This window comes from Bacillus sp. SIMBA_005 (genome assembly GCF_046535585.1).
GTDB lineage: Bacteria > Bacillota > Bacilli > Bacillales > Bacillaceae > Bacillus > Bacillus pumilus.
The window spans coordinates 297,401-323,093 of the sequence record NZ_JAWRWI010000004.1 but is presented as its reverse complement, the minus strand read 5'-3'; the positions used below and the strand labels follow the sequence as shown (position 1 = coordinate 323,093).

The following is a 25,693-nucleotide window of genomic DNA, read 5'->3' as shown; positions in this document are numbered from 1 at the left end:
GCCCACCTGCTATCACGCTGAAAAGAAGACAAAGGGCTAAAATCAAGATCATTTTAGCCCTTTGTCAACAATCTGACAGCCCACCTGCTATAACGCAGGGGGCTTTTTTTATTTTTGGCGTTTTAAATTCTCATATACTTGTTTTAGTGCGCCTTCAAATTTACCTGTTTGCTTCGGTTCATAGTATTGCTTGTTTTTCAGCGGATCAGGTAAGTACTGCTGCTTCACCCAGCCGTTTTCATAATCGTGAGGGTATAAGTAATCCACACCTCTGCCGAGAGCGGTAGCTCCTTTATAGTGAGCATCCTTTAAATGAACAGGGATTTCACCAATTTTCCCTGAACGAATGTCACCTAGTGCCGCATCGATCGCCTTATACGCTGAGTTGGACTTAGGAGAAAGACACAGCTCAATGACTGCGTTGGCCAGCGGAATTCGTGCTTCCGGGAAGCCGACTCTTTCTGCTGTTTGAACAGCGCTTAACACACGAGGGCCTGCCTGCGGACTAGCTAAGCCAATATCTTCGTAAGCCATCACGAGTAATCTCCTTGAAATGCTTTCAAGGTCTCCTGCTTCAATTAGTCTGGCAAGGTAATGTAGCGCCGCATCTGCGTCAGATCCTCTAATGGATTTTTGAAAAGCCGAGAGGACATCATAATGAGCATCACCATTCTTATCATGTGAGAAGCTCTTTTTTTGTAAACATTCTTCTGCTGCGGCAAGAGTGATCATTATATGCCCAGCCCCATCTGCTTTTGTCGATAAGACAGCTAGTTCTAACGCATTTAAAGCAGAGCGTACGTCTCCGCCGCATCCATTGGCAAAATGATTCATCGCTTCATCGTCCACTGTCACCTCATAACCGCCAAGTCCGCGATGTTCATCCTGTAACGCTCTTGTTAGCGCAGCTTTGATTTGCTCCGTTTCAAGCGGTTTCAGCTCAAATATTTGTGTTCGGCTTCGGATGGCGGGGTTGATCGCATGATAGGGGTTAGCCGTCGTTGCACCAATTAAAATGATCATGCCATTTTCTAAATAAGGAAGAAGGAAATCCTGCTTTCCTTTATCAAGCCTGTGAACCTCGTCTAAAATAAGGATGACCTGGCCGCTCATTTTCGCTTCAGCGGCGACAGCTTCCATATCCTTTTTGTTATGAATGACCGCATTCAACGTCCGAAACGCAATGCTTGTACTGCCAGCGATCGCCGTCGCAATCGATGTTTTGCCGATGCCCGGCGGTCCGTATAAAATCATCGAGGATAAATGTTTTGCCTCGACCATTCGTCTAATAATTTGACCTTCTCCAACGAGATGCTCCTGCCCAATGATGTCTTCAATATGACTTGGGCGCATCCGGTACGCTAAAGGTTTCATGATTATCTCTCCTAAAGCAATGTCTTGTTTGTATAGAGTACCGAAATTTCTTCAAATAGAAAAGGGATGCGTCCTCATTTTGAGCTTAGAACCCGCAAATGAAAGTTGGCTAAAAGTATGATATAATTGCTTTTGGTCTATATAAGCGTATATGAAATCAGAAAAATAATTGATGACATAGAAATAGAAAACGCAGAGGTGTTTAACTTGAAAATTTCTACTAAAGGCAGATATGGTCTGACGATCATGATCGAATTAGCCAAAAAACATGGCGAAGGCCCTACATCATTAAAATCAATTGCTCAAAACAATAATTTGTCTGAGCATTATTTAGAGCAGCTTGTATCACCACTTCGCAATGCCCGTCTTGTGAAAAGTATCCGCGGAGCATATGGCGGTTATGTGCTTGCCCATGAGCCAAGCGAGATAACAGCGGGTGATATTATTCGTGTATTAGAAGGACCGATTAGTCCTGTCGAAGTCATCGAAAACGAAGAACCAGCAAAACGTGCACTTTGGATTCGTATTCGTGATGCAGTAAAAGACGTACTAGACAATACAACTCTTGAAGACTTGGCAAGCTATAAAGATGACGAGGATCAAGAGGCGTATATGTTCTATATTTAGATCAGAGGTGTACTGGAAATGGAACGTATCTATTTAGATCATGCAGCGACAACGCCTATGGATCAGCGGATTGTGGACAAGATGATGCCTTACTTTACAGAGTTATTTGGCAATCCCTCTAGTATTCATTCATACGGGCGCGAGGCAAGAAAGTGGCTCGATGAAGCAAGGGAAGTCATTGCAGGAGAATTACACTGTAAACCGCAGGAGATCATCCTCACAAGCGGAGGAACAGAGGCAGACAACTTGGCCATTACAGGTGTGGCGATGGCAAGGCAGCATGAAGGAAAACATATCATCACAGCAAAAACAGAGCATCATGCAGTGCTGCATACATGTGAACGCCTAGAGAAGCTAGGATTTGATGTGACATATTTAGATGTGGATGAAACAGGATTGATTCATCTTGAACAACTAAAGCAAGCACTAAGAGATGATACGATTCTTGTCACCATCATGTACGGCAACAATGAAACAGGTGTGATTCAGCCCATCAAAGACATTGGCGAGCTTTTACACCATCACACTGCACATTTTCATACTGACGCCGTGCAGGCGTTTGGAACAATGCCGATCGATGTAGCAGACCTTCATATTGATCTTTTATCTGCTTCTGGCCATAAGCTAAATGGTCCAATGGGAACTGGCTTTTTATATGTAAACGAAGGCGTGAAACTTTCTCCGCAAATTTTCGGAGGAGAACAAGAAAGAAAACGCCGTGCTGGCACTGAGAATGTGGCAGGGATCGTGGGACTTGCAGAAGCTGTTCAATTAACGAAGCAAAATAGAAGAGAAAAAGCCATGCATTATGGTAAGCTCAAAGAAATCATGCTGCAAGTATTCGAAGAGGAATCACTTTCTTTCTCTATCAATGGGCACCCGAAAGAGACATTGCCTCATATTTTAAATGTTCATTTCCCGGGTGTTTCCATCGAATCGTTACTTGTGAATTTAGATATGGAAGGAATTGCTGTTTCAAGTGGATCTGCATGTACGGCTGGATCCGTCCTTCCTTCGCACGTGTTAAGCGCCATGTATGGCGAAGAAGCAGACAAGCTGACATCCTCAGTCAGAATAAGCTTCGGTCTTGGGAATGAAGAGGAACATGTGAAGCAGGCGGCGCGTAAGATAGCAGCTGTTGTCAAACGCTTAGCCAAATAAACGTTTCTCTTTTGTTCGTGTGTGAAAAATGAAACAGCCAAGCACCTGAAGAACGAAACGCACATGCTGTTTCATTGAAAATGGAGTTGATGAAGATGACAAAAAGACCAGAAGACACAAGAGTTGTGGTCGGTATGTCCGGAGGAGTCGATTCATCAGTTGCCGCTCTTATGCTAAAAGAGCAAGGCTACGATGTAATCGGCATATTTATGAAAAACTGGGATGACACAGATGAAAATGGTGTATGTACAGCAACGGAGGACTATGAGGATGTCATCCGCGTGTGTAACCAAATTGGAATCCCTTATTACGCAGTGAATTTCGAGAAGCAATATTGGGACAAAGTGTTTCAATATTTCCTTGATGAATATAAAGCCGGCAGAACGCCAAACCCAGATGTCATGTGTAACAAAGAAATTAAGTTCAAAGCGTTCCTTGAGCATGCATTGTCACTCGGTGCGGATTATTTAGCAACAGGTCACTATGCGCGCGTCGACAGAACTGGCGATGAAGTCAAAATGCTAAGAGGTCTTGATGCCAACAAAGACCAGACGTATTTCTTAAATCAGCTGACTCAGGAACAGCTTGATAAAGTCATGTTCCCAATCGGTGATTTAGAGAAAAAAAGGGTTCGTGAATTGGCAAAAGAAGCAGAGCTCGCAACAGCAACGAAAAAAGATTCAACGGGTATTTGCTTTATTGGGGAAAGAAACTTTAAAACGTTCCTCAGTCAATATTTGCCTGCACAGCCTGGCGTGATGCAGACGATGGACGGAGAAGTCAAAGGGGAGCACGATGGACTGATGTATTACACGATCGGGCAGCGCCAAGGTCTAGGCATTGGCGGCAGCGGTGATCCTTGGTTTGTCGTTGGAAAAGACTTGGAACAAAATATCCTGTTTGTCGAACAAGGTTTCCACAATCCACTTTTATATTCTGAAAGCATTTCAGCCGTCAATATCAGCTGGACTCGTCCTCATATTGTCGGTGAAAATGGTGAATTAACATGCACAGCTAAATTCAGATACCGTCAAGAAGATCACCATGTGAAGGTCAAAATGACAGGTGAGCAAGAAGCGATGGTCATCTTTGATGAACCTGTTCGTGCTGTGACACCAGGACAAGCGGTTGTCTTTTATGATGGCGATGAATGTCTGGGCGGCGGAACAATTGACGATGTCTTTAAGGACGGCCAAAAACTGTCGTATGTGTAACATGTTTTCAAAACCTCAACGTCGCTGTTGAGGTTTTTTAATGAAAGGATGAGAGAGCGAATGAATCATAACGAAATCGGCATAGAAGCCTTAAATCAGGGAAACATCGAAAAAGCAGCAGAAGCTTTTACGAAAGCCATTGAAGAAAGCCCGAAAGACCCAGTTCCATATATTAACTTTGCGAACTTGCTGTCAAGCATCAATGAATTTGAACGTGCGTTAAATTTCTTTCAAAAAGCAATTGAACTTGATCCCGCTGCAGCTGCAGCCTATTACGGGGCAGGAAATGTATACACATTAAAAGAAGACTTTATAAAAGCAAAAGACTATTTTGAAAAAGCACTAAAAGCGGGCATGGAAAATAGTGATTTGTTTTATATGCTGGGGCAGACGCTCATCAAATTAGAGCAGCCAAAGCTTGCGATGCCTTATCTTCAGCGTGCCATCGAACTGAATGAGGATGATAATGAAGCAAGATTCCAATTTGGCATGTGCTTAGCCAATGAACAATTGCTGGAAGAAGCGGTGACAACCTTTACTGAGGTGATTGCGCGTGATCCCGAGCACGCAGATGCCTTTTATAATTTAGGGGTTGCATATGCATACTTAGAGAAAAAAGACGAAGCACTTGAGATGTTAGGAAAAGCGATTGATGTGCAGCCTGACCATATGCTGGCACTGCATGCGCAAAAGTTAATTCAAGAAGCAGAATAGAGACGGAAGGAGGGAAGACCTGTGCAGGAACATCCAGATCAAATGAAGCTTGAGGACGAACCGTTTTTAAAGGGGACAGTTCAAGCCGTTATTTTCCATAATGAAAGTAATTTTTACTCGGTGTTAAAGGTGAAAGTCATTGAAACATCGGAAAACTTAGAGGAAAAAACAGTATCTGTCACAGGCTACTTCCCAGCACTTCATGAGGAAGAAACTTACACCTTCTATGGCAAAGTCACAAGCCACCCGAAGTTTGGAGAACAGTTTCAGGCAACTCATTTTCAAAAAGAAGTACCTACAACAAAGCAAGGAATTATTCATTATCTCTCAAGTGATTTATTTGAGGGGATAGGCAAAAAGACGGCGGAAGAAATTGTTGGACAGCTTGGCAGTCAGACGCTTCATAAAATTATGCGTGACCCAGCGGTTTTATATGACGTTCCGCGCTTATCAAAAAAGAAGGCAGATAAGCTGGCCGCAGCGCTTCAGGAGCATCAAGGATTGGAAAAAATCATGATCAGCCTGAATCAATACGGCTTTGGCCCGCAGCTCAGCATGAAAATTTATCAAGTGTACGAGAGTGAGACGTTGCAAAAGATTGAAGAAAACCCGTATCAGCTCGTCAAGGATGTCGAAGGGATCGGGTTTATTAAGGCAGATGAACTTGGTGCTAGAACCGGCATCTCAGGAAGTGACCCAGAGCGGATCCGTGCAGCCTTGCTTTATACAGTGGAGACAGCCAGTCTTCAGGACGGTCACACGTACATACAAACAAAGGATTTGATCGTCGAAACCCGCAAGCTACTCAATCAGACAGGCAATGAGTACAAAGTGACGGAAATGGACGTCGCCAATCAGATCATTGCACTTGGCGAAGGGAAAGAGATGATCATTGAAGATGAGCGCTGCTATCATCCGTCCTTATTTTATGCCGAGCAAAGTGTCGCCAAACGTATACAAAAAATCGTCTCCCAAACGGAATATGCAGATCAATTTCCTGAATCAGAATTCCTTCTAGCCCTTGGTGAGCTCGAGGAACGGCTGGGCGTCCAGTATGCGCCGACACAAAAGGAAGCGATTCAAAAGGCACTCATGTCCCCAATGCTGCTTTTAACAGGCGGACCTGGGACTGGGAAAACAACTGTCATTAAAGGGATTGTTGAGCTTTACAGCGACCTTCACGGTGTATCTCTTAATCCGAGTGATTACAAAAAAGATGAATCCTTTCCATTTGTGCTTGCGGCGCCAACTGGACGAGCAGCTAAACGAATGACAGAATCAACAGGGCTTCCAGCTGTGACGATTCACCGGCTGCTTGGTTGGAACGGATCAGAGGGCTTCTCGCATGATGAAGAACAGCCGATTGAAGGAAAGCTTGTCATCATTGATGAATCAAGTATGCTAGATATTTGGCTTGCGAATCACTTGTTTAAAGCCATTCCTGACCATATCCAAGTGATCATGGTGGGAGATGAACATCAGCTTCCGTCTGTCGGACCAGGCCAAGTGTTAAGAGACTTGATTGCATCACAAGCCGTACCAGCTGTTACCCTCACAGATATTTACCGGCAGGCAGACGGCTCCAGCATTGTTGAACTTGCACATGATATGAAAAATGGTGTCCTGCCAAAGGATATTACCGCACGTTCAAAAGACCGTTCCTTCATAAAATGCTCAGCTGATCAAATGAAAGAAGTCATTGAGAAAGTGGTCAGCAATGCTGCTCAAAAAGGCTATTCAGCTAAAGACATTCAGGTGCTTGCGCCCATGTATAAAGGAAAAGCAGGCATTAATGAGCTCAATAAAATGCTGCAGCACATTTTGAATCCTAAAAAACCAAAGGGCAGAGAAATCCCGTTTGGTGATGTGGTGTACCGGACCGGTGATAAAGTGCTTCAGCTTGTGAATCAGCCGGAGAACAATATTTTTAACGGTGATATTGGAGAAATTGTCTCGATTTTTTATGCGAAAGAAAACACGGAAAAAGAAGATATGGCTGTGATCTCCTTTGATGGGAATGAAATCACTTTTACTAAAAAGGATTTTCATCAATTTACACATGCCTATTGCTGCTCCATCCATAAATCACAAGGTAGTGAATTTCCCATTGTTGTACTGCCAGTCTTGAGAAGCTACTACAGAATGCTTCGGCGAAATCTGCTGTACACAGCCATTACACGAAGTAAAAAGTTTTTAATCCTGTGCGGCGAGGAATCAGCACTGGAGTGGGGCGTGAAAAACAATGAGGATTCGCTCAGACAAACGTCCTTAACGATGCGGCTCGTGCAAACAGGAGAGGTCATGGATGCGGAGCTTGCAGCACTTCAAAAAGAACTGCCGTTTAGCGTGCATGATGCAAATATTGGTATGGAGGGAATCACTCCATTTGATTTTATGCATGAATAAAAGGCTTCCAGATGTGGAAGCCTTTATTAGCATGAAAAGAAATTCGCATATTTCGTTCATGGAAGCCATTTCTTCGTATGAGTCTTGAAGCAAACGCACACGATAAGACTGTTCCGCAAAAGGTGGTTGAGCACATTTTGAGAACATGTCGAGAGCTTGAAGGAATGTCAATCTATACTGGTGAAACGTCTCATTCACTTGGTTCCATAAAAGATATTTGCTTATTAGCCGGAGGCAGCTGCGGAGGATATGTGTTAGATGGGAAAAAGAAAGACTGTGCACTCGTTCCATTCTCGGCTGGGGATCAGCTGACAGACAAAGGCTTATATGTGAGCTGCCAGGAGGGAGTAGGCATGGATTCCTCCGCCCCATCCCTCTTATTTTCTAAATTAAAAAAGAAAATGATGCAGTCGCCTGACGGTGAAAATTTAGGCATTTTGGAAGATGTATACTTTTGCACAAATTCGGGCACAATCGTAGCATATGAACTCTCGGACGGCTTCTTTACAGAGCTATCAGGGATTCGAAAACAGCTTCAGGCTGCCGGAACCTTGATCAACGTTCAAAAGGAAGCACTTGTTCTAAACCGAACGTAAAGAGGTGCTGATTATGCTCATTTGCCCAAATTGCAAATGTAAAGACATCGGAAAAATTGGGGTCAATCAATATTATTGCTGGGGCTGTTTTATTGAATTGACGCTGTCAAAAGGCAAAATATCTACACACCAAGTGGAAGAAGACGGAACACTAAGCAGCTTAGATGATCTGTTTAGTGATGATGAACGTTCAATTCAACTATAAGTGTTAAGGGGGAATTTCGAATGGGCAAAATGACTTCTTCACTATTAACGCTTGGTGCAGGCGCACTCGCATATCACTTTGCAAGCCGATATGATATGCCATCAAAGCGGGATATGAAAAAGCTAAGAAAACGCGTTATGAGAATGATGTAAACAAAAAGACATCCGCTAAGTGCTAAAAGCGGATGTCCTTTTTTATGCCTGCCTATATTCTAATCGGCGCGCCAGTAATGATAGGCTGAAATTGACGACAAAATACATCATTGCCGCTAATAGGAAAATGGGCAGTAAGTAAGATTGGCTCTGACCGTTTAATATTTGAGCGTGATGCAGTAGTTCTGGAAGAGCAATGACAACAGCTAGTGACGTATCTTTTAAAAGAGAGATGAATTGACTGACAATTGGCGGCACCATTCGGCGTAAAGCCTGCGGCATAATAATCATTTTTAACGTTTGGATATAAGTTAAACCAGAAGATCTGGCTGCTTCAATCTGCCCCTTATCAATTGATTTTAAACCGCTTCGAATAATTTCTGACAGCATTGCTGATTCAAATACGGTTAAAGCTGCGATAGCCGAGGCTGTAATGCTCAGCTTAATGCCAATTTCGGGCAGTGCAAAATAGGTGAAAAAGATGATCAATAAGAGCGGCAAGTTTCGAATGGTTTCGACGACGACTGCAAGTATCTTTGATAAAACCGGAATTTGAGCGAACCGCAATGTGCCAATGACTAATCCAATGAGAAAGCTCAAAATGATGGAGATAAAAGCCACTTTTAAGGTGACAGCAAATCCTTCAAGTAAAAAGGCGAGATGATCAGGCTGGTAGGCACCTAGAAAATCCATAATGTGTCCTCCTTTCTAGTGGCTTCTTGCTAATCTTTTTTCCAAATAACCAACGCCTAAACTGAGCGGAATCGTTAATAGCAGATAGAACATGGCAACAAAGATGTAGACATCAAATGTCACAAATGTTCTAGAAGCGATGAGGTCTCCTTGATACATGAGGTCAAACCCTGCAATGACTCCTAAAATAGAGGAGTTTTTGACAAGGTTAATAAATTGATTCCCAAGAGGGGGAATGACAATTTTAATCGCTTGCGGCAGAATGATATACCGCATTGTCCCGCTATAGGATAGACCTGAAGCACGGGCTGCTTCCATTTGACCAAGCGGTACAGCTTGTATCCCTGCGCGAATGGCTTCAGCAATAAAGGCAGAAGTATAAATGGCAAGAGCAATTGTGCCAGCGGTGAAGCCATCTGCTACAATACCCAGCACGGGTAACCCAAAGAAGAAGACAAATGTAATCAATAATAACGGAATATTCCGAATAAATTCCACGTAAGCCGTTCCTAACCAGTTGAGCGGCCTGAGTGGCGCAATCCTCATAATGGCAATGAGTGTACCGATCAAAAAGCTTCCAATCAAAGCAATGACACTTGCACCAATGGTATATTTAAAGCCTTCTACATAAAGATTGAAGTTTTCAGTGAGAATGGAAAACCGCAGCAATCAGTTCACTTCCTTCCTGATCAACAGGGGAGCCAATGAGCGGCTCACCCTGAGAAAATCATTCTTAACAAGTCAACCCATTATTCTTTGATCCATTTTTGATGAATCTTGTCATACTCCCCATTGTCTTTTAATGTCTTTAGGGCTTTATTAATGGCCGTTGTTAATTCCTTATCCCCTTTCTTGACAGCAATGCCATAAGGCTCATCTGTAAAGGTGCCGCCGACGACTTCGTAATTTGAGTCCTCATCTGCCATACCAAATAAGATCGCATTATCAGTTGTCAGCACTTGCCCTTGGTTTGATTTTAAAGCTGTAAAAGCTTCCTGATAGTTCTCAAATTCTAATACAGACGCTTCAGGTGCTTTTTCGCGGATATTTTGAGAAGAAGTAGACCCTTTCACTGCAAGCACTTTCGTCCCTTTCTTCAAATCATCAATCGATTGAATGTCGCTTCCTTTTTTCACAAGCAGTGATTGTCCTGCTTCAAAATATACATCTGAGAAATTGACTTCTTTTTTACGCTCTTCGGTAATCGTCATGGTTGCGACGATTGCATGAATATCTCCTTTTTGCAATAGAGGAATTCTCGTTTTTGATGTCACTTCTTTGAATTCTGCTTTTCCTTCATCACCGAGCATTTCCTTTGCGATGGCTTTTGCAATATCGATATCAAACCCCTCAATATCTCCGCTGCTAGGATTTTTTAGACCGAAGAGACGTGTATCATTCTTGACCCCGAATATGATTTTTTTGTCTTTCTGAATGGTTTCTAAAGAGCTTCCTTTTTTTGCATCAGTCGAGCCTTTTTCAGCAGATCCGCAAGCTGCTAATGCGGCAATACAGCAAGTCATAAAGAGTAGTAGGCCAAAGCGTTTCATTTTTTTCATTAAAATCATTCCCCCTAGTGATTTAAAATACGGCTTAGAAAGAGCTGAGCGCGTTTCTCACGCGGTTTCTCATAAAATGCAGCCGGTGTTGATTCTTCAAGAACTCTGCCTTCATCAATAAAGACAATACGGTCAGCCACTTCTCTTGCAAATCCCATCTCATGTGTGACGACAACCATGGTCATTCCTTCTCGTGCGAGCTGCTTCATCACATCTAGTACCTCTCCGATCATCTCTGGGTCAAGAGCTGATGTCGGTTCGTCGAACAGCATGACCTCCGGTTTCATCGCAAGCCCTCTTGCAATGGCAACACGCTGCTGCTGTCCGCCTGAGAGTCTTGAAGGGTAGGCGTCAGCTTTATCAGGAATACCGACTTTATGTAAATAAAATTCGGCTGTTTCCCTCGCTTCTTCCTTGCTCACCTTTTTCACCTTCATTGGCGCAAGCATAATGTTTTCAAGCACCGTTTTATGCGGATAGAGATGAAAATGCTGAAATACCATCCCGATATTTTGCCTGACAAGATTGATATTGGTTTTCGGATGCTGAACAGGCACTTCGTTGACAAGCACCTTTCCCTCATCAATGCTTTCAAGACGATTGATGCATCTGAGCATCGTGCTTTTACCTGATCCTGAAGGACCGATGATCACGACGACCTCACCTTTTTGAATATGTAGGTTAATGTCTTTCAGTACATGGAACTGGCCATAATGCTTATTGACTTCTTCGAATGTGATCATGAAGAACCTCCTCTTGTACATGGTGGAATTCAGTGGAGACATTTTAGTAACTTTGGATGGTGCTGTATGTTTCATGTGTATTCATTTTTAACAAAGTTAGGACAAATTTTATTTACATGGATAATTGCAGAAGATGGTTAAACAATAAGAAAAGAGGTGAAAAAGGTGAAGAAACGTCCGATCCAATTTCTGATATATGCTGCAGGGGTTCTGCTTGTCCTTGCATCCTTGCTCATTTTATTGCAGCTCGACGAGTTATGGATGCCTATTTTTTTGTTGTTAAAGGCAGTTCTGATTCCACTGCTCATTGCTATTTTTATTTCTTATCTGCTTTATCCGATAGTGGAAAAACTGCACTCGAGGGGCTTACCAAGGACTCTAAGTCTCTTATTGATTTATGTCCTGTTTTTTGGCGGGATTGGGCTTGCGGTTTATAAAGGGGCGCCTGTCATGATCAAGCAGTTAAATGAGCTGTCAGAACAAATTCCTGTGCTTGCGGAAACGTATAATGGCGCTTTATCACATATTCATCATCATACAAGCCATTGGCCAGACGGACTTCACGACCGCTTGGACCGCTTAATTGTTCAATCGGAGACATATGCAGCGAACGGCGCAGAGCGGATGATTCTTAGCTGTAAAGTAATACTTGATTACGCATTAGTTGCAGCGCTCATCCCTTTTCTTGTTTTTTATATGGTGAAGGATATGAATACGATGAAGCGGGCTGCATGGTATTTGACGCCGCCCTCATTTCGGAAGAGGGGACATGCGTTTGTAAAGGCAGTTGATGAATCACTTGGTAATTATATTAGAGGACAGCTGCTTGTCTGTTCATTCATTGGGGGTGCAGCAGCCATTGTGCTCTGGCTGTTTCATATCCCGTACCCGCTTGTCCTTGGTATGCTGATTGGCGCAACGAATGTTATTCCGTATTTTGGACCGATTATTGGCGCGATTCCCGCTGTTTTTATTGCGTTTACCATCTCAGTGAAATCGGTTATTATTGTGCTGATTACAGTTGCCGTGCTGCAATTTTTAGAAAGTAACGTCCTCAGCCCGATTATCGTAGGGAGAAGTCTTCATATGCATCCTGTCGTCATTATGCTAGTCTTGCTTGCTGGTGGAGAGTTATTTGGTTTAATAGGCATGATTTTAGCCGTACCAACTGCCGCTATAATCAGGGTGATCATTGTGCAATATATCCTTATGAGGCGAAGCGTTCATTGACAAGAGGAGCCGAGTTGTCTATAATAATTTCGATTCATACTACATACTGAATTCAATGACGGACCCGAGTACGTTAAAAAGCTGTTTCAGAGAGAGGCTTTATTTTGCTGAGAAAAGCCTTATCAGACCTTTAACGGAAGCTAGTCCCGAGTGCAGATAAACACTGCCGCTCTCTTCCGGCGTTATCGGATGTGAAGGTGATAGACGAATTTGTCTATAATCAGGGTGGTACCGCGAGAACATCTCGTCCCTGTGTAAGTCGTTTTGTGCTTGCATAGGGCGGGATGTTTTTTCGTTTGTGTGGAGATTGATGAATGAAAAGGGAGGATTTTTGAATGAAAACTTTAACTTCAGCTCAAGTACGCCAAATGTTTTTAGACTTTTTTAAAGAAAAAGGACATGCTGTAGAACCGAGTGCATCACTCGTACCGCATGATGATCCGACACTTTTGTGGATCAACAGCGGCGTGGCAACATTAAAGAAATACTTTGATGGCCGCGTCGTACCTGACAATCCGCGTATTTGCAACGCGCAAAAATCGATTCGTACAAATGATATTGAAAACGTAGGGAAAACAGCACGTCATCATACGTTCTTTGAAATGCTCGGCAACTTCTCGATTGGAGATTATTTTAAAGAAGAAGCGATCGAATGGGCGTGGGAATTCCTCACAAGTGACGAGTGGATTGGCTTTGACCCGAATTTGTTATCTGTCACTGTCCATCCAGAGGATGAAGAAGCGTATGTTCTATGGAGAGATAAAATCGGTGTACCTGAAGAACGTATTATTCGCCTTGAAGGGAACTTCTGGGATATTGGAGAGGGCCCAAGTGGACCGAATACAGAAATTTTCTATGACCGCGGTGAATCATACGGTAACGATATGAACGATCCAGAATTATATCCTGGCGGAGAAAATGAGCGATATCTAGAAGTGTGGAACCTAGTGTTCTCTGAATTTAACCATAATCCAGATGGGTCATATACGCCGCTTCCGAAGAAAAACATAGATACAGGGATGGGTCTTGAACGAATGGTATCTGTCATTCAAAACGTGCCTACGAACTTTGATACTGATCTATTCATGCCAATTATTCGTGCAGTTGAAACCATTTCTGGAGAAAGCTATGGCGAGACAAAGGAAAAAGATACAGCATTCAAAGTTATTGCTGACCACATTAGAACGGTTGCCTTTGCTGTAAGTGATGGAGCGCTTCCTTCCAATGAAGGGCGCGGGTATGTGCTAAGACGTTTGCTTCGCCGTGCCGTGCGTTATGCAAAAACCATTCACATCCATCGCCCGTTTATGTTTGACCTAGTTCCAGTAGTGGCGGAAATCATGAAGGATTTCTACCCAGATGTACAAGCGAAAGAAGAATTTATTGCAAAAGTCATCAAGAATGAAGAAGAACGCTTCCATGAAACACTGAACGAAGGCTTAGCTATTTTGTCAGAAGTCATCAAAAAAGAAAGAGACAAAGGCAGCACACAGATTTCAGGTGAAGATGTATTTAAGCTGTATGACACGTATGGATTCCCTGTCGAGCTCACAGAAGAATACGCAGAAGATGAAAACATGACAGTGGATCGAGAAGGCTTCCAGGCTGAGATGGAAAAGCAACGTGAACGTGCAAGAAATGCGAGACAAGATGTCGGCAGTATGCAGGTTCAAGGCGGTGCTCTAGGAGATATTAAAGTAGAAAGCACATTTGTTGGCTACGAAAATCTAACGGCAGATGCCCATATTGTCGAATTGCTTCAAAATGGTGAAATTATCACAGAAGCACATGAAGGCGATACAGTACAAATTTTGTTAGATGAAACACCTTTCTATGCGGAAAGCGGCGGACAAGTGGCTGATAAAGGGACATTGAAAAGCGCTGAAGTGATTATCGACATCAAAGACGTGAAAAAGGCGCCAAATGGTCAGCATGTTCATGAGGGTATCGTCGTTAGCGGTACAGCCAAAAAAGGACTTGAAGTCACTGCGGAAGTGGAATCAGCTCTTCGAAAAGGCATTGTGAAAAACCACACAGCGACACATCTTTTGCACCAGGCGCTAAAAGACGTTTTGGGCAGCCATGTGAACCAAGCAGGATCATTGGTGAATGAAAATAGACTTCGCTTTGACTTCTCTCACTTTGGACAAGTCACAAAAGAGGAATTGTCTCAGATAGAAAAAATTGTGAACGAAAAGATCTGGGAAGGCATCTCTGTTGCTATTGACCTGAAGCCGATTGCGGAAGCAAAAGAAATGGGTGCAATGGCGCTCTTCGGCGAGAAGTATGGCGATATTGTCCGAGTTGTCCAAGTAGGCGATTACAGCATCGAGCTATGCGGCGGCTGTCACGTTCAAAATACTGCGGAAATCGGGTTGTTTAAAATTGCCTCTGAATCGGGTATTGGTGCTGGAACACGCCGGATTGAGGCGGTGACTGGTAAAGGGGCATACGAAGAATTAAATGACCAGCTGGCGATTTTAGAGAAGGCAGCGAGTGAGCTGAAGTCAAATACGAAGGATGTACCAAAACGTATCGCTTCATTGCAGGCAGATTTAAAAGAGGTTCAAAGAGAAAACGAATCTCTTCTTGCAAAATTAAGCCAGGCTGAAGCAGGCTCTATTTTAGAGAAAGTGACAGAAATCGGCGGAGTGAAAGTGTTAACTGAAAAAGTAAACGCGAAAGACATGAACCATTTAAGAACAATGGTTGATGACTTAAAAGCCAAATTAGGCTCAGCTGTCATTGTGCTCGGAGCCGTTCAAAACGGAAAAGTAAACATTTCAGCAGGAGTGACAAAAGACGTCATCGAAAAAGGTCTGCATGCAGGGAAACTTGTGAAACAGGCAGCTGAAATCTGTGGCGGAGGCGGAGGCGGACGTCCAGACATGGCACAAGCAGGCGGAAAACAACCAGAAAAGCTAGAAGAAGCACTGGCAACTGTCGAAGAATCTGTTAAATCCGTTTTATAATCAGGCGATGTAGTGTAGAATAATGGTATTAGATGAGCGTTTAGAAAAAAGCTTGCTAGTAGAATGTTGGAAGAGAGGTGCAAGAAGCAGTGAGTTCATTTGATAAGACAATGAAGTTTAACTTCTCTGATGATTCAGCTGAAACCAATGTGAATGAAGTGCTCATTACAGTACATGACGCACTCCAAGAAAAAGGATACAACCCGATCAATCAAATTGTCGGATACTTGCTGTCAGGCGACCCTGCTTATATTCCAAGACATCAGGATGCTCGCAACCTAATTCGTAAAATAGAACGAGACGAATTAATTGAGGAATTGGTTAAATCGTACTTAGAGACACATAAAGAGGCGTAAAACATGAGAATTTTAGGCTTAGATTTAGGCACGAAAACCCTTGGTGTTGCGATCAGTGATGAAATGGGCTGGACAGCGCAGGGGATTGAAACAATTAAAATTGATGAAGCAGGCGGAGACTTCGGTCTCAGCCGCCTGTCTGAAATCGTCTCGCAATATGGAACGGATAAAATTGTACTTGGTTTTCCAAAAAATATGAATGGTACGGTCGGTCCTAGAGGTGAAGCCAGCCAATCATTTGCGAAAGTGTTAGAAAACACGTACAATGTTCCTGTTGTGCTTTGGGACGAGCGCCTGTCGACAATGGCAGCGGAAAAAATGCTCATCTCTGCAGATGTGAGCAGACAAAAGCGTAAAAAAGTCATTGATAAAATGGCGGCTGTTATGATCCTGCAAGGGTACTTAGACAGCTTAAATTAAAATGAGGTGAATCAAATGGAACACGGAGAAAAGCAAATTACAATCGTTGATGATAATGGAAATGAACAGCTTTGCGAAGTACTATTTACTTTTGAAAGCGACCATTTTAACAAATCATATGTTCTTTACTACCCAATTTCTGAGCAAGACAATGAAGAAATTGAAATTCATGCATCAAGCTTCACACCGAATGAAAACGGTGAAGATGGCGAGCTAGAGCCTATTGAAACGGATGAAGAGTGGGACATGATTGAAGAAACGTTAAATACGTTCTTAGATCAAGAAGAAGACGAAGAATAGAACGAATAAAAGGCCTGTGAACGGATCTTCGTGATCTTTCTTCACAGGTCTTTTTTTATGGTTTATATGTTAACTTTATTTTATTTCATGTTGACATAATAGACTGTACCTTTTACTCTATTTTTAACAATGAATTGAGTGAGGGGTATGGAAATTGAAAATTCAAGATATGATGCAAATGGCGCTAATGACTGCGGTGATCGGGATGTTAGGATTGATCCCGCCGATTTTACTTACATTTACACCTGTACCCATCACAATGCAAACGGCAGGTCTTTTGCTTGCTGGTGGGCTGTTAAAGCCAAAACAGGCACTGATCAGTTTACTTCTGTTTCTCTTGGTTGTGGCATCAGGCGCACCTCTTTTGTCAGGTGGCAGAGGCGGAATAGGGGTCTTTTTTGGACCAAGCGGTGGATTTTTACTTGCTTATCCAGTGGCTGCCCTCATGATTAGTTTGTGGATCAACCGTCTGAAAAAAGTGACCACTTTGCACCTTTTTATGATCTTTACGGTATGCAGTATCGGAATTTTGTATCTATGCGGCATTCCTTTTCAAGCGATGATGATGGATATCAAGGTCACTCAGGCTGCTCTCCTTAGTCTGATTTATATTCCAGGTGATCTCATCAAAGCGGGCATATGTGCTGTTCTCACGGTGAAAATCATTGCGGCTATGTCATATCGAAAAAGGGATGTGCATAAAGGGAGGCGTGCAGTTTGAACAGTTTGAACAGAATAACGGAAAGCTATGCATCACATGCAGAAATGAACCCAGATCATATCGCCATCATTGATGGACAAGAAAGGATCACTTATCAAGATTGGTATGAGCGTGTCCGGCTATCAGCGCAATGGTTACAACAAACGGCTCATGAGCAAAAAAGAGTTGCCTTTTTATTATCAAATGGTGCTTCTTTTCTCCAAATATTTGCTGGCGCTGCTTGTGCAGGGTGGACAGCTATCCCGCTTGACCCGAGATGGAGCCGTGAGGAATGTGCTAAAAAGCTTTTGTTAAGTGAGGCAGCTCTCCTCATTATCGAGGATCGATATTTAAATAGATTTGAAAAGTACAGCGAAGATTTGCAGGTTCTTTCTTTATCTGAATGCAAGGAAAAAATGAGCCTCATCACACAAGGTCCATCTAACAAATGCGACAGCGAGATCGACCCTATCTTTTATATGGGATTTACGTCAGGATCAACTGGTTCACCTAAAGCATTTATCAGGCGCCAGCAGTCATGGATCAAAAGCTTTCAAACAACAGCCGATACATTTGGAATTACTCATCAAGATCATGTTCTTATAGCTGGTACACTCTTATCCTCTCACTTTTTATATGGTGCCATCAGTACATTATACTTTGGCGGCACAGTGACGATTTTAGAAAAATTTACGCCAGTGAAAGCGAAAAAATCCTTACAGGCAGGAGACATTACTGTGATGTATACTGTCCCTACGATAACAGAATCGTTGCTGGAAATAGACGCTTTTGAGAGAGACAATCCGCTTCTTGTCATATCATCTGGAGCAGATTGGGGCACTCCTTCAAAGAAACAACTCGTGACCAACTATCCGCATGTGACATTTTTTGATTTTTACGGCACATCAGAGTTAAGCTTTGTTTCCTACTTATCTTCAAATGACTTTTTGCAAAAGCCTTCATCTGTCGGACGGCCTTTTTCTCCCATTCAAATTGAAGTGAGGCGAGCTGATCAAACAGTCTGCCAGCCAAATGAGACAGGAAGAATTTATGTGAAGAGCCCGATGTCTTTTGCAGGCTACTTACATGAGGAGAAACAGCCGAAGGAGTGGCTGACAGTTTATGATATGGGCTGGCTGGATGAAGATGGCTATTTGCATATGAGCGGCCGTGAAAATGGCATGATCGTCTATGGAGGGCTGAATATTTTCCCAGAGGAAATTGAGCGTGTGCTAAATGAACTGCCAGAAGTGAAGCGATCGGTTGTAGTTGGCGTTCCTGACCCATATTGGGGTGAAATCCCTGTTGCTATTATTGAACAAGGACAGCACACAAAGAGGATTCGGCAAGTTGTCAAAGAAAAACTGGCGGCCTACAAGGTGCCTAAAAAATGGCTTGTCATGGATCAAATAATTGAAACATCCGGAGGAAAAATAGCACGTGCCAGTATGAAAAAGTGGGCGGAGGGACAATTGTCATGCAAGCAGTAATTGTACAAGCAAAACGGACACCCTTCGGTGATAAAAATGGGATGCTGAAGGATTATCGTCCAGAGCAATTAGCCGCGCCTCTTATTCAGTATTTGTCTAAAGGGATGACGCCGGACGACATCATATTAGGAAATGTTGTAGGAGGCGGCGGGAATATGGCCCGTCTGTCCTCATTAGAAGCAGGGCTTTCTTTCTTGGTACCCGGGATGACGGTTGATAGGCAGTGTGCCTCAGGTCTAGAAGCAATCCGAACAGCTTGCGCCATGGTTCAATCAGGAGAAGGCTCAATGTATATCGCTGGCGGGACTGAGAGCATTTCGAGATCACCAATGAAAGAAAGAGCCCGCTTTTCACCGGAATGGATAGGAGATCCGGCTATGGGAGAAGCAGCAGAGCTGACCGCTACGAGATTCTCTGTGACAAGAAAAGAACAAGATGACTATGCGCAATTAAGCTGGGAAAGAAGTATAGATGCAATCAAACGTGGTACATATTTAGAAGAGATCGTTTCAATTGACGGACTGAGTATAGATGAAGCGGCCGCTAAAATAAGACCGATGGCAAAACTGATCCAGCGGGCAAAGCCTGTATTTTCACCGGGGAAAGGATCTGTAACTGCCGCCAATAGCTGCAAAGAAGCAGATGGTGCAGCAGCGGTCGTTGTGATGGAAAAAGCGCTAGCGGAGGCAAATGGTTTTCAGCCAATGCTGCGATATGCCGGAAGTGCTGTGACGGCGATGCATCCCAATTTTCCAGCTGCTGCACCGATTGATGCGATGAAGAAACTTCTACATCAAGAGAAAATCAAGGCAGAGGATGTTGCACTGTTTGAAATCAATGAAGCTTTTGCTCTGAAAATAGCGATGATTGCTCGTACGCTGGATATTCCTTATGACCGAATCAATAAAAGAGGCGGTGCACTCTGTCTTGGTCATCCATATAGCGCATCAGGGGCTGCGATGATGGTGAGACTGTTTTACGAAGCGCGCGCCTTACCGAATGGAAGCTATGTCATGGCTGCTATTGGGAGTGGCGGCGGCGTTGGTTTAGCCGTATTATGTCAAGTTCTGTCAAGACATGCATGAGCAAGTAATTGCCGAACTCCGTCGAATCATGTACTATAAAAGCTAGATGTGAGGAGGGCCATGCATGTTTTCAGAACAAAAGAAACGACCATTTTTCAAAAGAAAAATGGGGATCGTCCTGTTATCTGTCCTTGCTGTCATCATCATTGCAGCATTATCAGGCTTTTTATATGTTAAATCAGCACTTGGACCGGTCGATCAAAAAAGCAAACAAACGATTAATATTCATATTCCTAATGGGACATCTGTCCGTGAGATTGCGGGCATTTTAAAAGAAAATGGGCTCATTTCGAATGACACGATTTTCACTTATTATGCAAAATACAAAAATGCGTCCGGCTTTAAAGCGGGATACTTTCATTTGAAACAAACGATGGACGCAGACACGCTGATTCAAAAGCTGACATCTGGAGGGACAGACTATGCCTTTCAGCTTGTGATTCCAGAAGGAAAACAGCTGTCTGATATTGCGGCAGTGATTGCAAACCAGACGAATTTTTCAGCGAAAGAAGTGCAAGCGAAGCTGGATGATCCTGCGTTTATTCAAACGCTAATGAAAAAATATCCGAAAACGGTGACATCACAGGTAAATGGCAAACAGGTGAAACATCCGTTAGAAGGTTATTTATTCCCTGCGACGTATCCATTTTATCGTGAGGATGAATCACTCGAAACGATCATTGAAACGATGATTAAACAAACAGATCAATACGTGAGAACGTATGAAAAAGACATGAAAAAGAGAAACATGTCCATACATGATGTGTTAACGATGGCATCACTGATTGAAATGGAAGCAACGGAAAAGACGGATCGCGCAAAAATCTCCAGTGTTTTTTATAACCGGTTGAAAAAGGACATGCCGCTTCAAACCGATCCAACTGTTCTTTATGCACTGGGTGAACATAAATCCCGTGTTTATTACAAAGATCTCAAGGTGAAATCTCCTTATAATACGTATAACAACAAGGGCCTGCCGCCTGGACCTATTGCAAATGCTGGCGAATCTTCATGGAAAGCCGCACTGCATCCAGATAAAACGGATTATGTGTACTTCCTTGCGAAGAAAAATGGAGAAGTCGTCTTTACAAAAACGTTAAATGAGCACAACAAAGCGAAAGCCAAATACATCACAGGCAGCAATTAATGTACATGTGAATCGAAAAAGACTGTAGACAATTCAAGATTGCCTGCAGTTTTTTTCGTTGGAATATCCATTTTATAGGTTCGCAATGTCCACTTCTTTGTGGTAAAATATATCGGGTTGTTTTACTTAGATGAACGAAAGATTGACGAGAAAGAGAGCTGCAACAGGCAGGACTCTTCTTTTTCAGGTCATGAAGGAGCTAGACAAATAATGACTATCGAAGATGATCAAATGAATGATTATATTGAACATTTAATTCACCCAAGTCCTGATGCAATCGCTCAATTAGAGGCATATGCAAAAGAGCATCATGTGCCAATTATGGAAAAGGTGAGCATTGAACTTTTACTGCAGCTGCTGTCGATGAAAAAGCCGAAGAAAATTCTTGAGGTTGGAACAGCAATAGGCTACTCCGCCATTCGAATGGCGACAGCTCTACCAGATGCTGAAATTTTTACGATTGAGCGAAATGCAAAACGCTATGAAGAAGCGACAGGGAACATTGAGGAATTAAAGTTAAAAGAAAGAATACACGTGTTCTTTGGTGATGCCATAGAATCGGCTAAAACAGTCCAAACGATGGCGCCCTATGATGTGATCTTTATTGATGCCGCAAAAGGTCAGTACAAACGTTTTTTTGAGCTGTTTGAACCGATGCTTGCTCATGACGGAATGATTATTACAGACAACGTATTATTTAAAGGTTTAGTGGCAACGAACTATGAAGAAGAAATAGAAGATAAAAGAAAAAAACAATTAATTGGAAAAATTGATCGATACAATCAATGGCTTATGTCAAACCCCGATTTCCAAACGTGTATTATTCCAGTTGGAGACGGGATCGCCATTAGTACTAAAAGAGGTGACCAATCATGAAAAAACCAGAATTGCTTGTGACGCCAAGCAAGGTGTCAGATGTACTGCCATTAATTGAGGCGGGAGCTGATGCATTCTTAATAGGCGAACAAACATACGGTATTCGTCTTGCAGGCGAGTTTTCAAGAGAAGATGTGAAACAGACGGTTGAGCTTGCACATAAGCATCACAAAAAAGTGTATGTGGCGATGAATGCGATTTTTCATAATGATCGTGTGCAGCTGCTTGGAGATTACTTAACCTTTCTCGATGCATTAAACGTAGATGGCGTCGTCTTTGGAGACCCAGCTGTGATCATGGCCGCTAAAGAAACAGGGGTAAGCCTGAATCTCCACTGGAGTACAGAAACGACTGGGACAAACTATTACACTTGTAACTACTGGGGCAGAAAAGGTGCAACGCGTGCTGTTCTTGCCAAAGAACTGAACATGGACAGTGTCATCGACATCAAAGAAAATGCCGAGGTGGAAATCGAAATTCAAGTCCATGGCATGACATGTATGTTCCAATCAAAACGTACGCTCGTTGGCAACTACTTTGAATACCAGGGCAAACAAATGGACGTCGAAGGCAGAAATATGGAGGAAGGATTATTCCTTCATGACCAAGAGCGTCAAAACAAATACCCTATTTTCGAGGATGCAAACGGCACTCATATTATGAGTCCAAATGATGTGTGTATGATTGACGAATTAGAGGAATTTGTTGATGCAGGCATCGACTCATTTAAAATTGATGGAATTTTAAAGTCACTTTCTTATATGACAGAGGTGACGTCTTTATATAGAAAAGCAATTGATTTATTAGCGACTGACAAAGACGCGTATGAAGATCAGAAAGAGGACTGGGTGAAGCGGATTGAAGAGATTCAGCCAGTGAATCGTTCAATTGATACAGGGTTCTTCTTTAAAGAAACGGTTTATTAATATAAGAGGAGGCAGAGGAAATGGCACTATTGAAAGATGGTATTTCTGAAATGATTGACGGGAAACGTGTCATTACAAAAAAACCAGAACTGCTTGCACCAGCAGGAAATTTGGAAAAGCTGAAAATTGCTGTACATTACGGAGCAGACGCTGTCTTTATAGGCGGAAAAGAATTTGGACTTCGTTCAAATGCCGATAACTTTTCAATTGAAGAAATGGCTGAAGGTGTCGCATTTGCAAATAAATATGGTGCACGAATCTATGTGACAACGAATATCTTTGCCCACAACGAAAACATGGACGGGCTGGAGGAATACCTTCAAGGGATTGAAGGCGCTGGAGTAGCGGGCATTATTGTGGCTGACCCGCTGATTATTGAAACGTGTAAACGTGTCGCACCTAAGCTTGAAGTTCATTTAAGCACACAGCAATCTCTTTCGAACTGGAAGGCTGTTCAGTTTTGGAAAGAAGAAGGGCTTGAGCGTGTGGTGCTTGCTCGCGAGACAAGTGCGCTGGAAATTAGAGAAATGAAAGAAAAGGTCGATATTGAAATTGAGACGTTCATTCACGGTGCGATGTGTATTGCTTACTCTGGCCGCTGCGTGCTCAGTAACCATATGACGGCAAGAGATTCTAACCGCGGGGGCTGCTGCCAATCCTGCCGCTGGGATTATGATCTTTATAAACTAGAAGGTTCTGAGGAAGCGCCATTATTTGGAGAGGAAGACGCACCATTTGCGATGAGTCCAAAAGACTTAAAGCTTGTCGAATCCATTCCTCAAATGATTGAAATGGGAATTGACAGCTTGAAAATCGAAGGACGAATGAAATCAATTCATTACGTGGCAACTGTCGTGAGTGTGTATCGCAAAGTCATCGACGCCTATTGTGCGGACCCGGACAATTTTGTCATTGAGCAGGAATGGTTAGATGAATTAGATAAATGTGCAAACCGTGACACAGCACCAGCCTTTTTCGAAGGTGTACCGGGAACGGATGAGCAAATGTTTGGCATTCATGGAAAGAAAACGACTTTTGATTTCGCAGGTCTCGTTCTTCATTATGATGAAAAAGAACAAATCGTCACATTGCAGCAGCGTAACTTCTTTAAAGCAGGGGACGAAGTCGAATTTTTCGGGCCAGAAATTGAGAATTTCACATGCAAAATTGAGACGATTTGGGATGAAAAGGGAAATGAACTAGATGCCGCTCGTCATCCGCTGCAAATCGTCAAATTCAAGCTCAATCAAAAAGTATACCCTAGCAACATGATGAGAAAGGGGAAATAACAGGCACATGAGGAGTAAACCAGTTGTCATTGGAATTGCTGGCGGCTCGGGTTCAGGTAAAACGAGCGTCACCAATTCAATTTATGAAAAATTTAAAGGACATTCCATCCTCATGCTTCAGCAAGATTTATATTACAAAAATCAAAGTCATATGCCATTTGAAGAGCGCCTGCTTACGAACTATGATCATCCGCTCGCATTCGACAATGACCTGATGTTTGAGCATTTGGAACAGCTCTTAAGGTACGAATCCATTGAAAAACCAATATATGATTTCAAGCTCAACACACGTTCAGAAGAGACTGTCCATGTTGAACCAAAGGATGTTATCATCGTTGAAGGCATTTTTGCACTAGAAGACGAACGCCTAAGAGATTTAATGGATATTAAACTGTATGTTGATACAGATGCAGATCTGCGCATCATTCGCCGCATTTTACGCGATACGAAAGAAAGAGGCCGTTCAATCGATTCTGTCATTGAACAGTATGTATCTGTTGTCAGACCGATGCATAATCAATTCATTGAACCGACTAAGCGGTACGCCGATATCATCATCCCAGAAGGCGGCCAAAATCATGTGGCGATCGACTTAATGGTCACAAAAATTCAAACCATTCTTCAAAACCGAGCAGAGTAAATGGTGGAGAAGAAAAAGACCTTTACATTGTAAAGGTCTTTTCAACATCATATTAATAAACAGTCACGAAAACTTGTCCTAAGACAGATGATCCTTTATAAAGAGTGATAGTGGCTTTACCAGTTGAATGAGCGGTCACTAGTCCACTAGAGCTAACAGAAGCTACACTCTGGTTATCTGTCCAATAACGTGTAGCTGCAGAATCATAGACAGAGTAGCGCTCACCAACTCTTAAAGGTAAACTGTAATTTTGAATCGAAATCACATCTAAAGTTTGAAATCCAGAAGAACTGCTATTGACTGTGACATCCGCTGTTTCTTTGGCCGAAGCCATGCCCATTAGTGAAAAAGATAATGTAGAGATGGATAGAACAGAAACAATTGTTTTCTTCATGTTCATTTAAAACACTCCCTAGCATGTATTTGGTCTTGCATTGATAGAATTCAACAAAAACCAAATATTTCCTTGTTAATATTTGTTAATTATGTGTGAACTTTTATTAAAGCAGCATTCTCAGAAAGAATCTTAAGGGTTTGATATGATAATAAAACAATGAAGAAAAGAAGAGATGGAGAAATCACTACCACATAGCGAAAGAATGAAGTTAAAAAAGTATATTAAAAAAACGACAAACAAATCATCACAAATTTTCAAACAATTCTTGATCAAAAAGCAATTTTGTAATAATATAGCATAGACATATCGTACACTGACCATATTATGTATTGGAAGATGGAGAATGGATAAGCTATTCTTCTACATATGATCGAAATGGCGAACGAGGTACAGGAGCTTCCTGTGCCTTTCCATAGTTTGT

The 25,693-nt window shown here is 42.6% G+C and carries 27 protein-coding genes and 1 other annotated feature; of the genes, 21 read left to right on the top strand and 6 right to left on the bottom strand.

The features are described 5' to 3' along the window. Positions 1–108: 108 nt before the first annotated feature. Positions 109–1,374 (bottom strand): replication-associated recombination protein A, encoded by a 1,266-nt coding sequence (locus SB660_RS08955; protein WP_061408780.1) that lies wholly within the window; start codon positions 1,372–1,374, stop codon positions 109–111. Positions 1,375–1,581: 207 nt separating this feature from the next. Here SB660_RS08955 and cymR point away from each other — a divergent pair, with 207 nt between their 5' ends. The 8 genes from cymR to SB660_RS08915 all read left to right on the top strand — a co-directional run bounded on the left by cymR (position 1,582) and on the right by SB660_RS08915 (position 8,449). Further along, on the top strand, positions 1,582–2,001 hold the full coding sequence (gene cymR / locus SB660_RS08950) for a cysteine metabolism transcriptional regulator CymR (protein ID WP_117731127.1): 420 nt from the start codon (positions 1,582–1,584) through the stop codon (positions 1,999–2,001). Between the two features lie 18 nt (positions 2,002–2,019). Further along, positions 2,020–3,162, top strand: coding sequence for a cysteine desulfurase family protein (locus SB660_RS08945; protein WP_410582192.1), 1,143 nt, complete (start codon positions 2,020–2,022; stop codon positions 3,160–3,162). A 95-nt stretch (positions 3,163–3,257) separates the two neighbouring features. Then, positions 3,258–4,376, top strand: coding sequence for a tRNA 2-thiouridine(34) synthase MnmA (gene mnmA / locus SB660_RS08940; RefSeq protein WP_003216305.1), 1,119 nt, complete (start codon positions 3,258–3,260; stop codon positions 4,374–4,376). Positions 4,377–4,436: 60 nt separating this feature from the next. Next, positions 4,437–5,090 (top strand): tetratricopeptide repeat protein, encoded by a 654-nt coding sequence (locus SB660_RS08935; RefSeq protein WP_180310447.1) that lies wholly within the window; start codon positions 4,437–4,439, stop codon positions 5,088–5,090. A gap of 21 nt (positions 5,091–5,111) precedes the next feature. Continuing rightward, entirely contained in the window at positions 5,112–7,496 is a 2,385-nt protein-coding gene (gene recD2, locus SB660_RS08930) for an SF1B family DNA helicase RecD2 (protein ID WP_410582189.1), read from the top strand. Between the two features lie 137 nt (positions 7,497–7,633). Beyond that, on the top strand, positions 7,634–8,092 hold the full coding sequence (locus SB660_RS08925) for a PRC-barrel domain-containing protein (RefSeq protein WP_224925462.1): 459 nt from the start codon (positions 7,634–7,636) through the stop codon (positions 8,090–8,092). A 13-nt stretch (positions 8,093–8,105) separates the two neighbouring features. After that, positions 8,106–8,297: a hypothetical protein gene (locus SB660_RS08920; protein ID WP_003216308.1), complete on the top strand. Its 192-nt coding sequence runs from the start codon at positions 8,106–8,108 to the stop codon at positions 8,295–8,297. A gap of 20 nt (positions 8,298–8,317) precedes the next feature. After that, entirely contained in the window at positions 8,318–8,449 is a 132-nt protein-coding gene (locus SB660_RS08915; protein WP_003216198.1) for a YrzQ family protein, read from the top strand. A gap of 42 nt (positions 8,450–8,491) precedes the next feature. On the opposite strand, the gene SB660_RS08910 is transcribed toward SB660_RS08915, so the two are convergent. From SB660_RS08910 to SB660_RS08895, 4 genes are all read right to left on the bottom strand, one after another. After that, positions 8,492–9,142: an amino acid ABC transporter permease gene (locus SB660_RS08910; RefSeq protein ID WP_003216394.1), complete on the bottom strand. Its 651-nt coding sequence runs from the start codon at positions 9,140–9,142 to the stop codon at positions 8,492–8,494. A 15-nt stretch (positions 9,143–9,157) separates the two neighbouring features. Continuing rightward, positions 9,158–9,811 (bottom strand): amino acid ABC transporter permease, encoded by a 654-nt coding sequence (locus SB660_RS08905; RefSeq protein WP_058014572.1) that lies wholly within the window; start codon positions 9,809–9,811, stop codon positions 9,158–9,160. An 80-nt stretch (positions 9,812–9,891) separates the two neighbouring features. Then, a complete protein-coding gene (locus SB660_RS08900; protein ID WP_180310450.1) occupies positions 9,892–10,701 on the bottom strand; it encodes a transporter substrate-binding domain-containing protein in 810 nt (269 codons plus the stop codon). 14 nt (positions 10,702–10,715) lie between these two features. After that, a complete protein-coding gene (locus SB660_RS08895) occupies positions 10,716–11,444 on the bottom strand; it encodes an amino acid ABC transporter ATP-binding protein (RefSeq protein ID WP_050943677.1) in 729 nt (242 codons plus the stop codon). A 165-nt stretch (positions 11,445–11,609) separates the two neighbouring features. Here SB660_RS08895 and SB660_RS08890 point away from each other — a divergent pair, with 165 nt between their 5' ends. The 13 genes from SB660_RS08890 to udk all read left to right on the top strand — a co-directional run bounded on the left by SB660_RS08890 (position 11,610) and on the right by udk (position 24,875). After that, complete coding sequence (locus SB660_RS08890; protein WP_058014575.1) at positions 11,610–12,674, top strand: AI-2E family transporter; 1,065 nt, start codon at positions 11,610–11,612, stop codon at positions 12,672–12,674. Between the two features lie 46 nt (positions 12,675–12,720). Then, positions 12,721–12,929 (top strand) — a binding site (T-box leader). Between the two features lie 80 nt (positions 12,930–13,009). Next, positions 13,010–15,646 carry an alanine--tRNA ligase gene (alaS, locus tag SB660_RS08885; RefSeq protein ID WP_410582184.1) on the top strand — a complete coding sequence of 879 codons (2,637 nt, stop codon included), beginning with the start codon at positions 13,010–13,012 and terminating at the stop codon, positions 15,644–15,646. An 89-nt stretch (positions 15,647–15,735) separates the two neighbouring features. Next, complete coding sequence (locus tag SB660_RS08880; protein ID WP_058014945.1) at positions 15,736–16,002, top strand: IreB family regulatory phosphoprotein; 267 nt, start codon at positions 15,736–15,738, stop codon at positions 16,000–16,002. Between the two features lie 3 nt (positions 16,003–16,005). After that, positions 16,006–16,422 carry a Holliday junction resolvase RuvX gene (gene ruvX / locus SB660_RS08875; protein ID WP_003216519.1) on the top strand — a complete coding sequence of 139 codons (417 nt, stop codon included), beginning with the start codon at positions 16,006–16,008 and terminating at the stop codon, positions 16,420–16,422. Between the two features lie 15 nt (positions 16,423–16,437). Next, positions 16,438–16,722: a DUF1292 domain-containing protein gene (locus SB660_RS08870; RefSeq protein ID WP_003216483.1), complete on the top strand. Its 285-nt coding sequence runs from the start codon at positions 16,438–16,440 to the stop codon at positions 16,720–16,722. Positions 16,723–16,876: 154 nt separating this feature from the next. Continuing rightward, positions 16,877–17,443, top strand: a complete 567-nt coding sequence (locus SB660_RS08865) for a biotin transporter BioY (RefSeq protein ID WP_058014577.1) — start codon at positions 16,877–16,879, stop codon at positions 17,441–17,443. Positions 17,444–17,448: 5 nt separating this feature from the next. Next, positions 17,449–18,912 (top strand): acyl-CoA synthetase, encoded by a 1,464-nt coding sequence (locus SB660_RS08860; protein ID WP_410582271.1) that lies wholly within the window; start codon positions 17,449–17,451, stop codon positions 18,910–18,912. Further along, positions 18,900–19,997 carry an acetyl-CoA C-acyltransferase gene (locus SB660_RS08855; protein ID WP_410582181.1) on the top strand — a complete coding sequence of 366 codons (1,098 nt, stop codon included), beginning with the start codon at positions 18,900–18,902 and terminating at the stop codon, positions 19,995–19,997. Before SB660_RS08860 ends, SB660_RS08855 begins: the two co-directional genes overlap by 13 nt. Before the next feature lie 64 nt (positions 19,998–20,061). Continuing rightward, positions 20,062–21,144: an endolytic transglycosylase MltG gene (gene mltG, locus SB660_RS08850; RefSeq protein ID WP_058014579.1), complete on the top strand. Its 1,083-nt coding sequence runs from the start codon at positions 20,062–20,064 to the stop codon at positions 21,142–21,144. Positions 21,145–21,354: 210 nt separating this feature from the next. Then, positions 21,355–22,020: an O-methyltransferase gene (locus tag SB660_RS08845; protein ID WP_410582179.1), complete on the top strand. Its 666-nt coding sequence runs from the start codon at positions 21,355–21,357 to the stop codon at positions 22,018–22,020. Beyond that, on the top strand, positions 22,017–22,946 hold the full coding sequence (locus SB660_RS08840; RefSeq protein WP_410582177.1) for a peptidase U32 family protein: 930 nt from the start codon (positions 22,017–22,019) through the stop codon (positions 22,944–22,946). The genes SB660_RS08845 and SB660_RS08840 overlap by 4 nt, the downstream gene beginning before the upstream one ends. 20 nt (positions 22,947–22,966) lie before the next feature. Then, positions 22,967–24,235 (top strand): peptidase U32 family protein, encoded by a 1,269-nt coding sequence (locus SB660_RS08835; RefSeq protein WP_058014582.1) that lies wholly within the window; start codon positions 22,967–22,969, stop codon positions 24,233–24,235. A gap of 7 nt (positions 24,236–24,242) precedes the next feature. After that, positions 24,243–24,875: a uridine kinase gene (gene udk / locus SB660_RS08830; protein ID WP_024423106.1), complete on the top strand. Its 633-nt coding sequence runs from the start codon at positions 24,243–24,245 to the stop codon at positions 24,873–24,875. Positions 24,876–24,927: 52 nt separating this feature from the next. Here the strand turns inward: udk and SB660_RS08825 are convergent, their stop codons facing one another. Continuing rightward, positions 24,928–25,275, bottom strand: coding sequence for an Ig-like domain-containing protein (locus tag SB660_RS08825; protein ID WP_058014583.1), 348 nt, complete (start codon positions 25,273–25,275; stop codon positions 24,928–24,930). Positions 25,276–25,693: the final 418 nt, after the last annotated feature.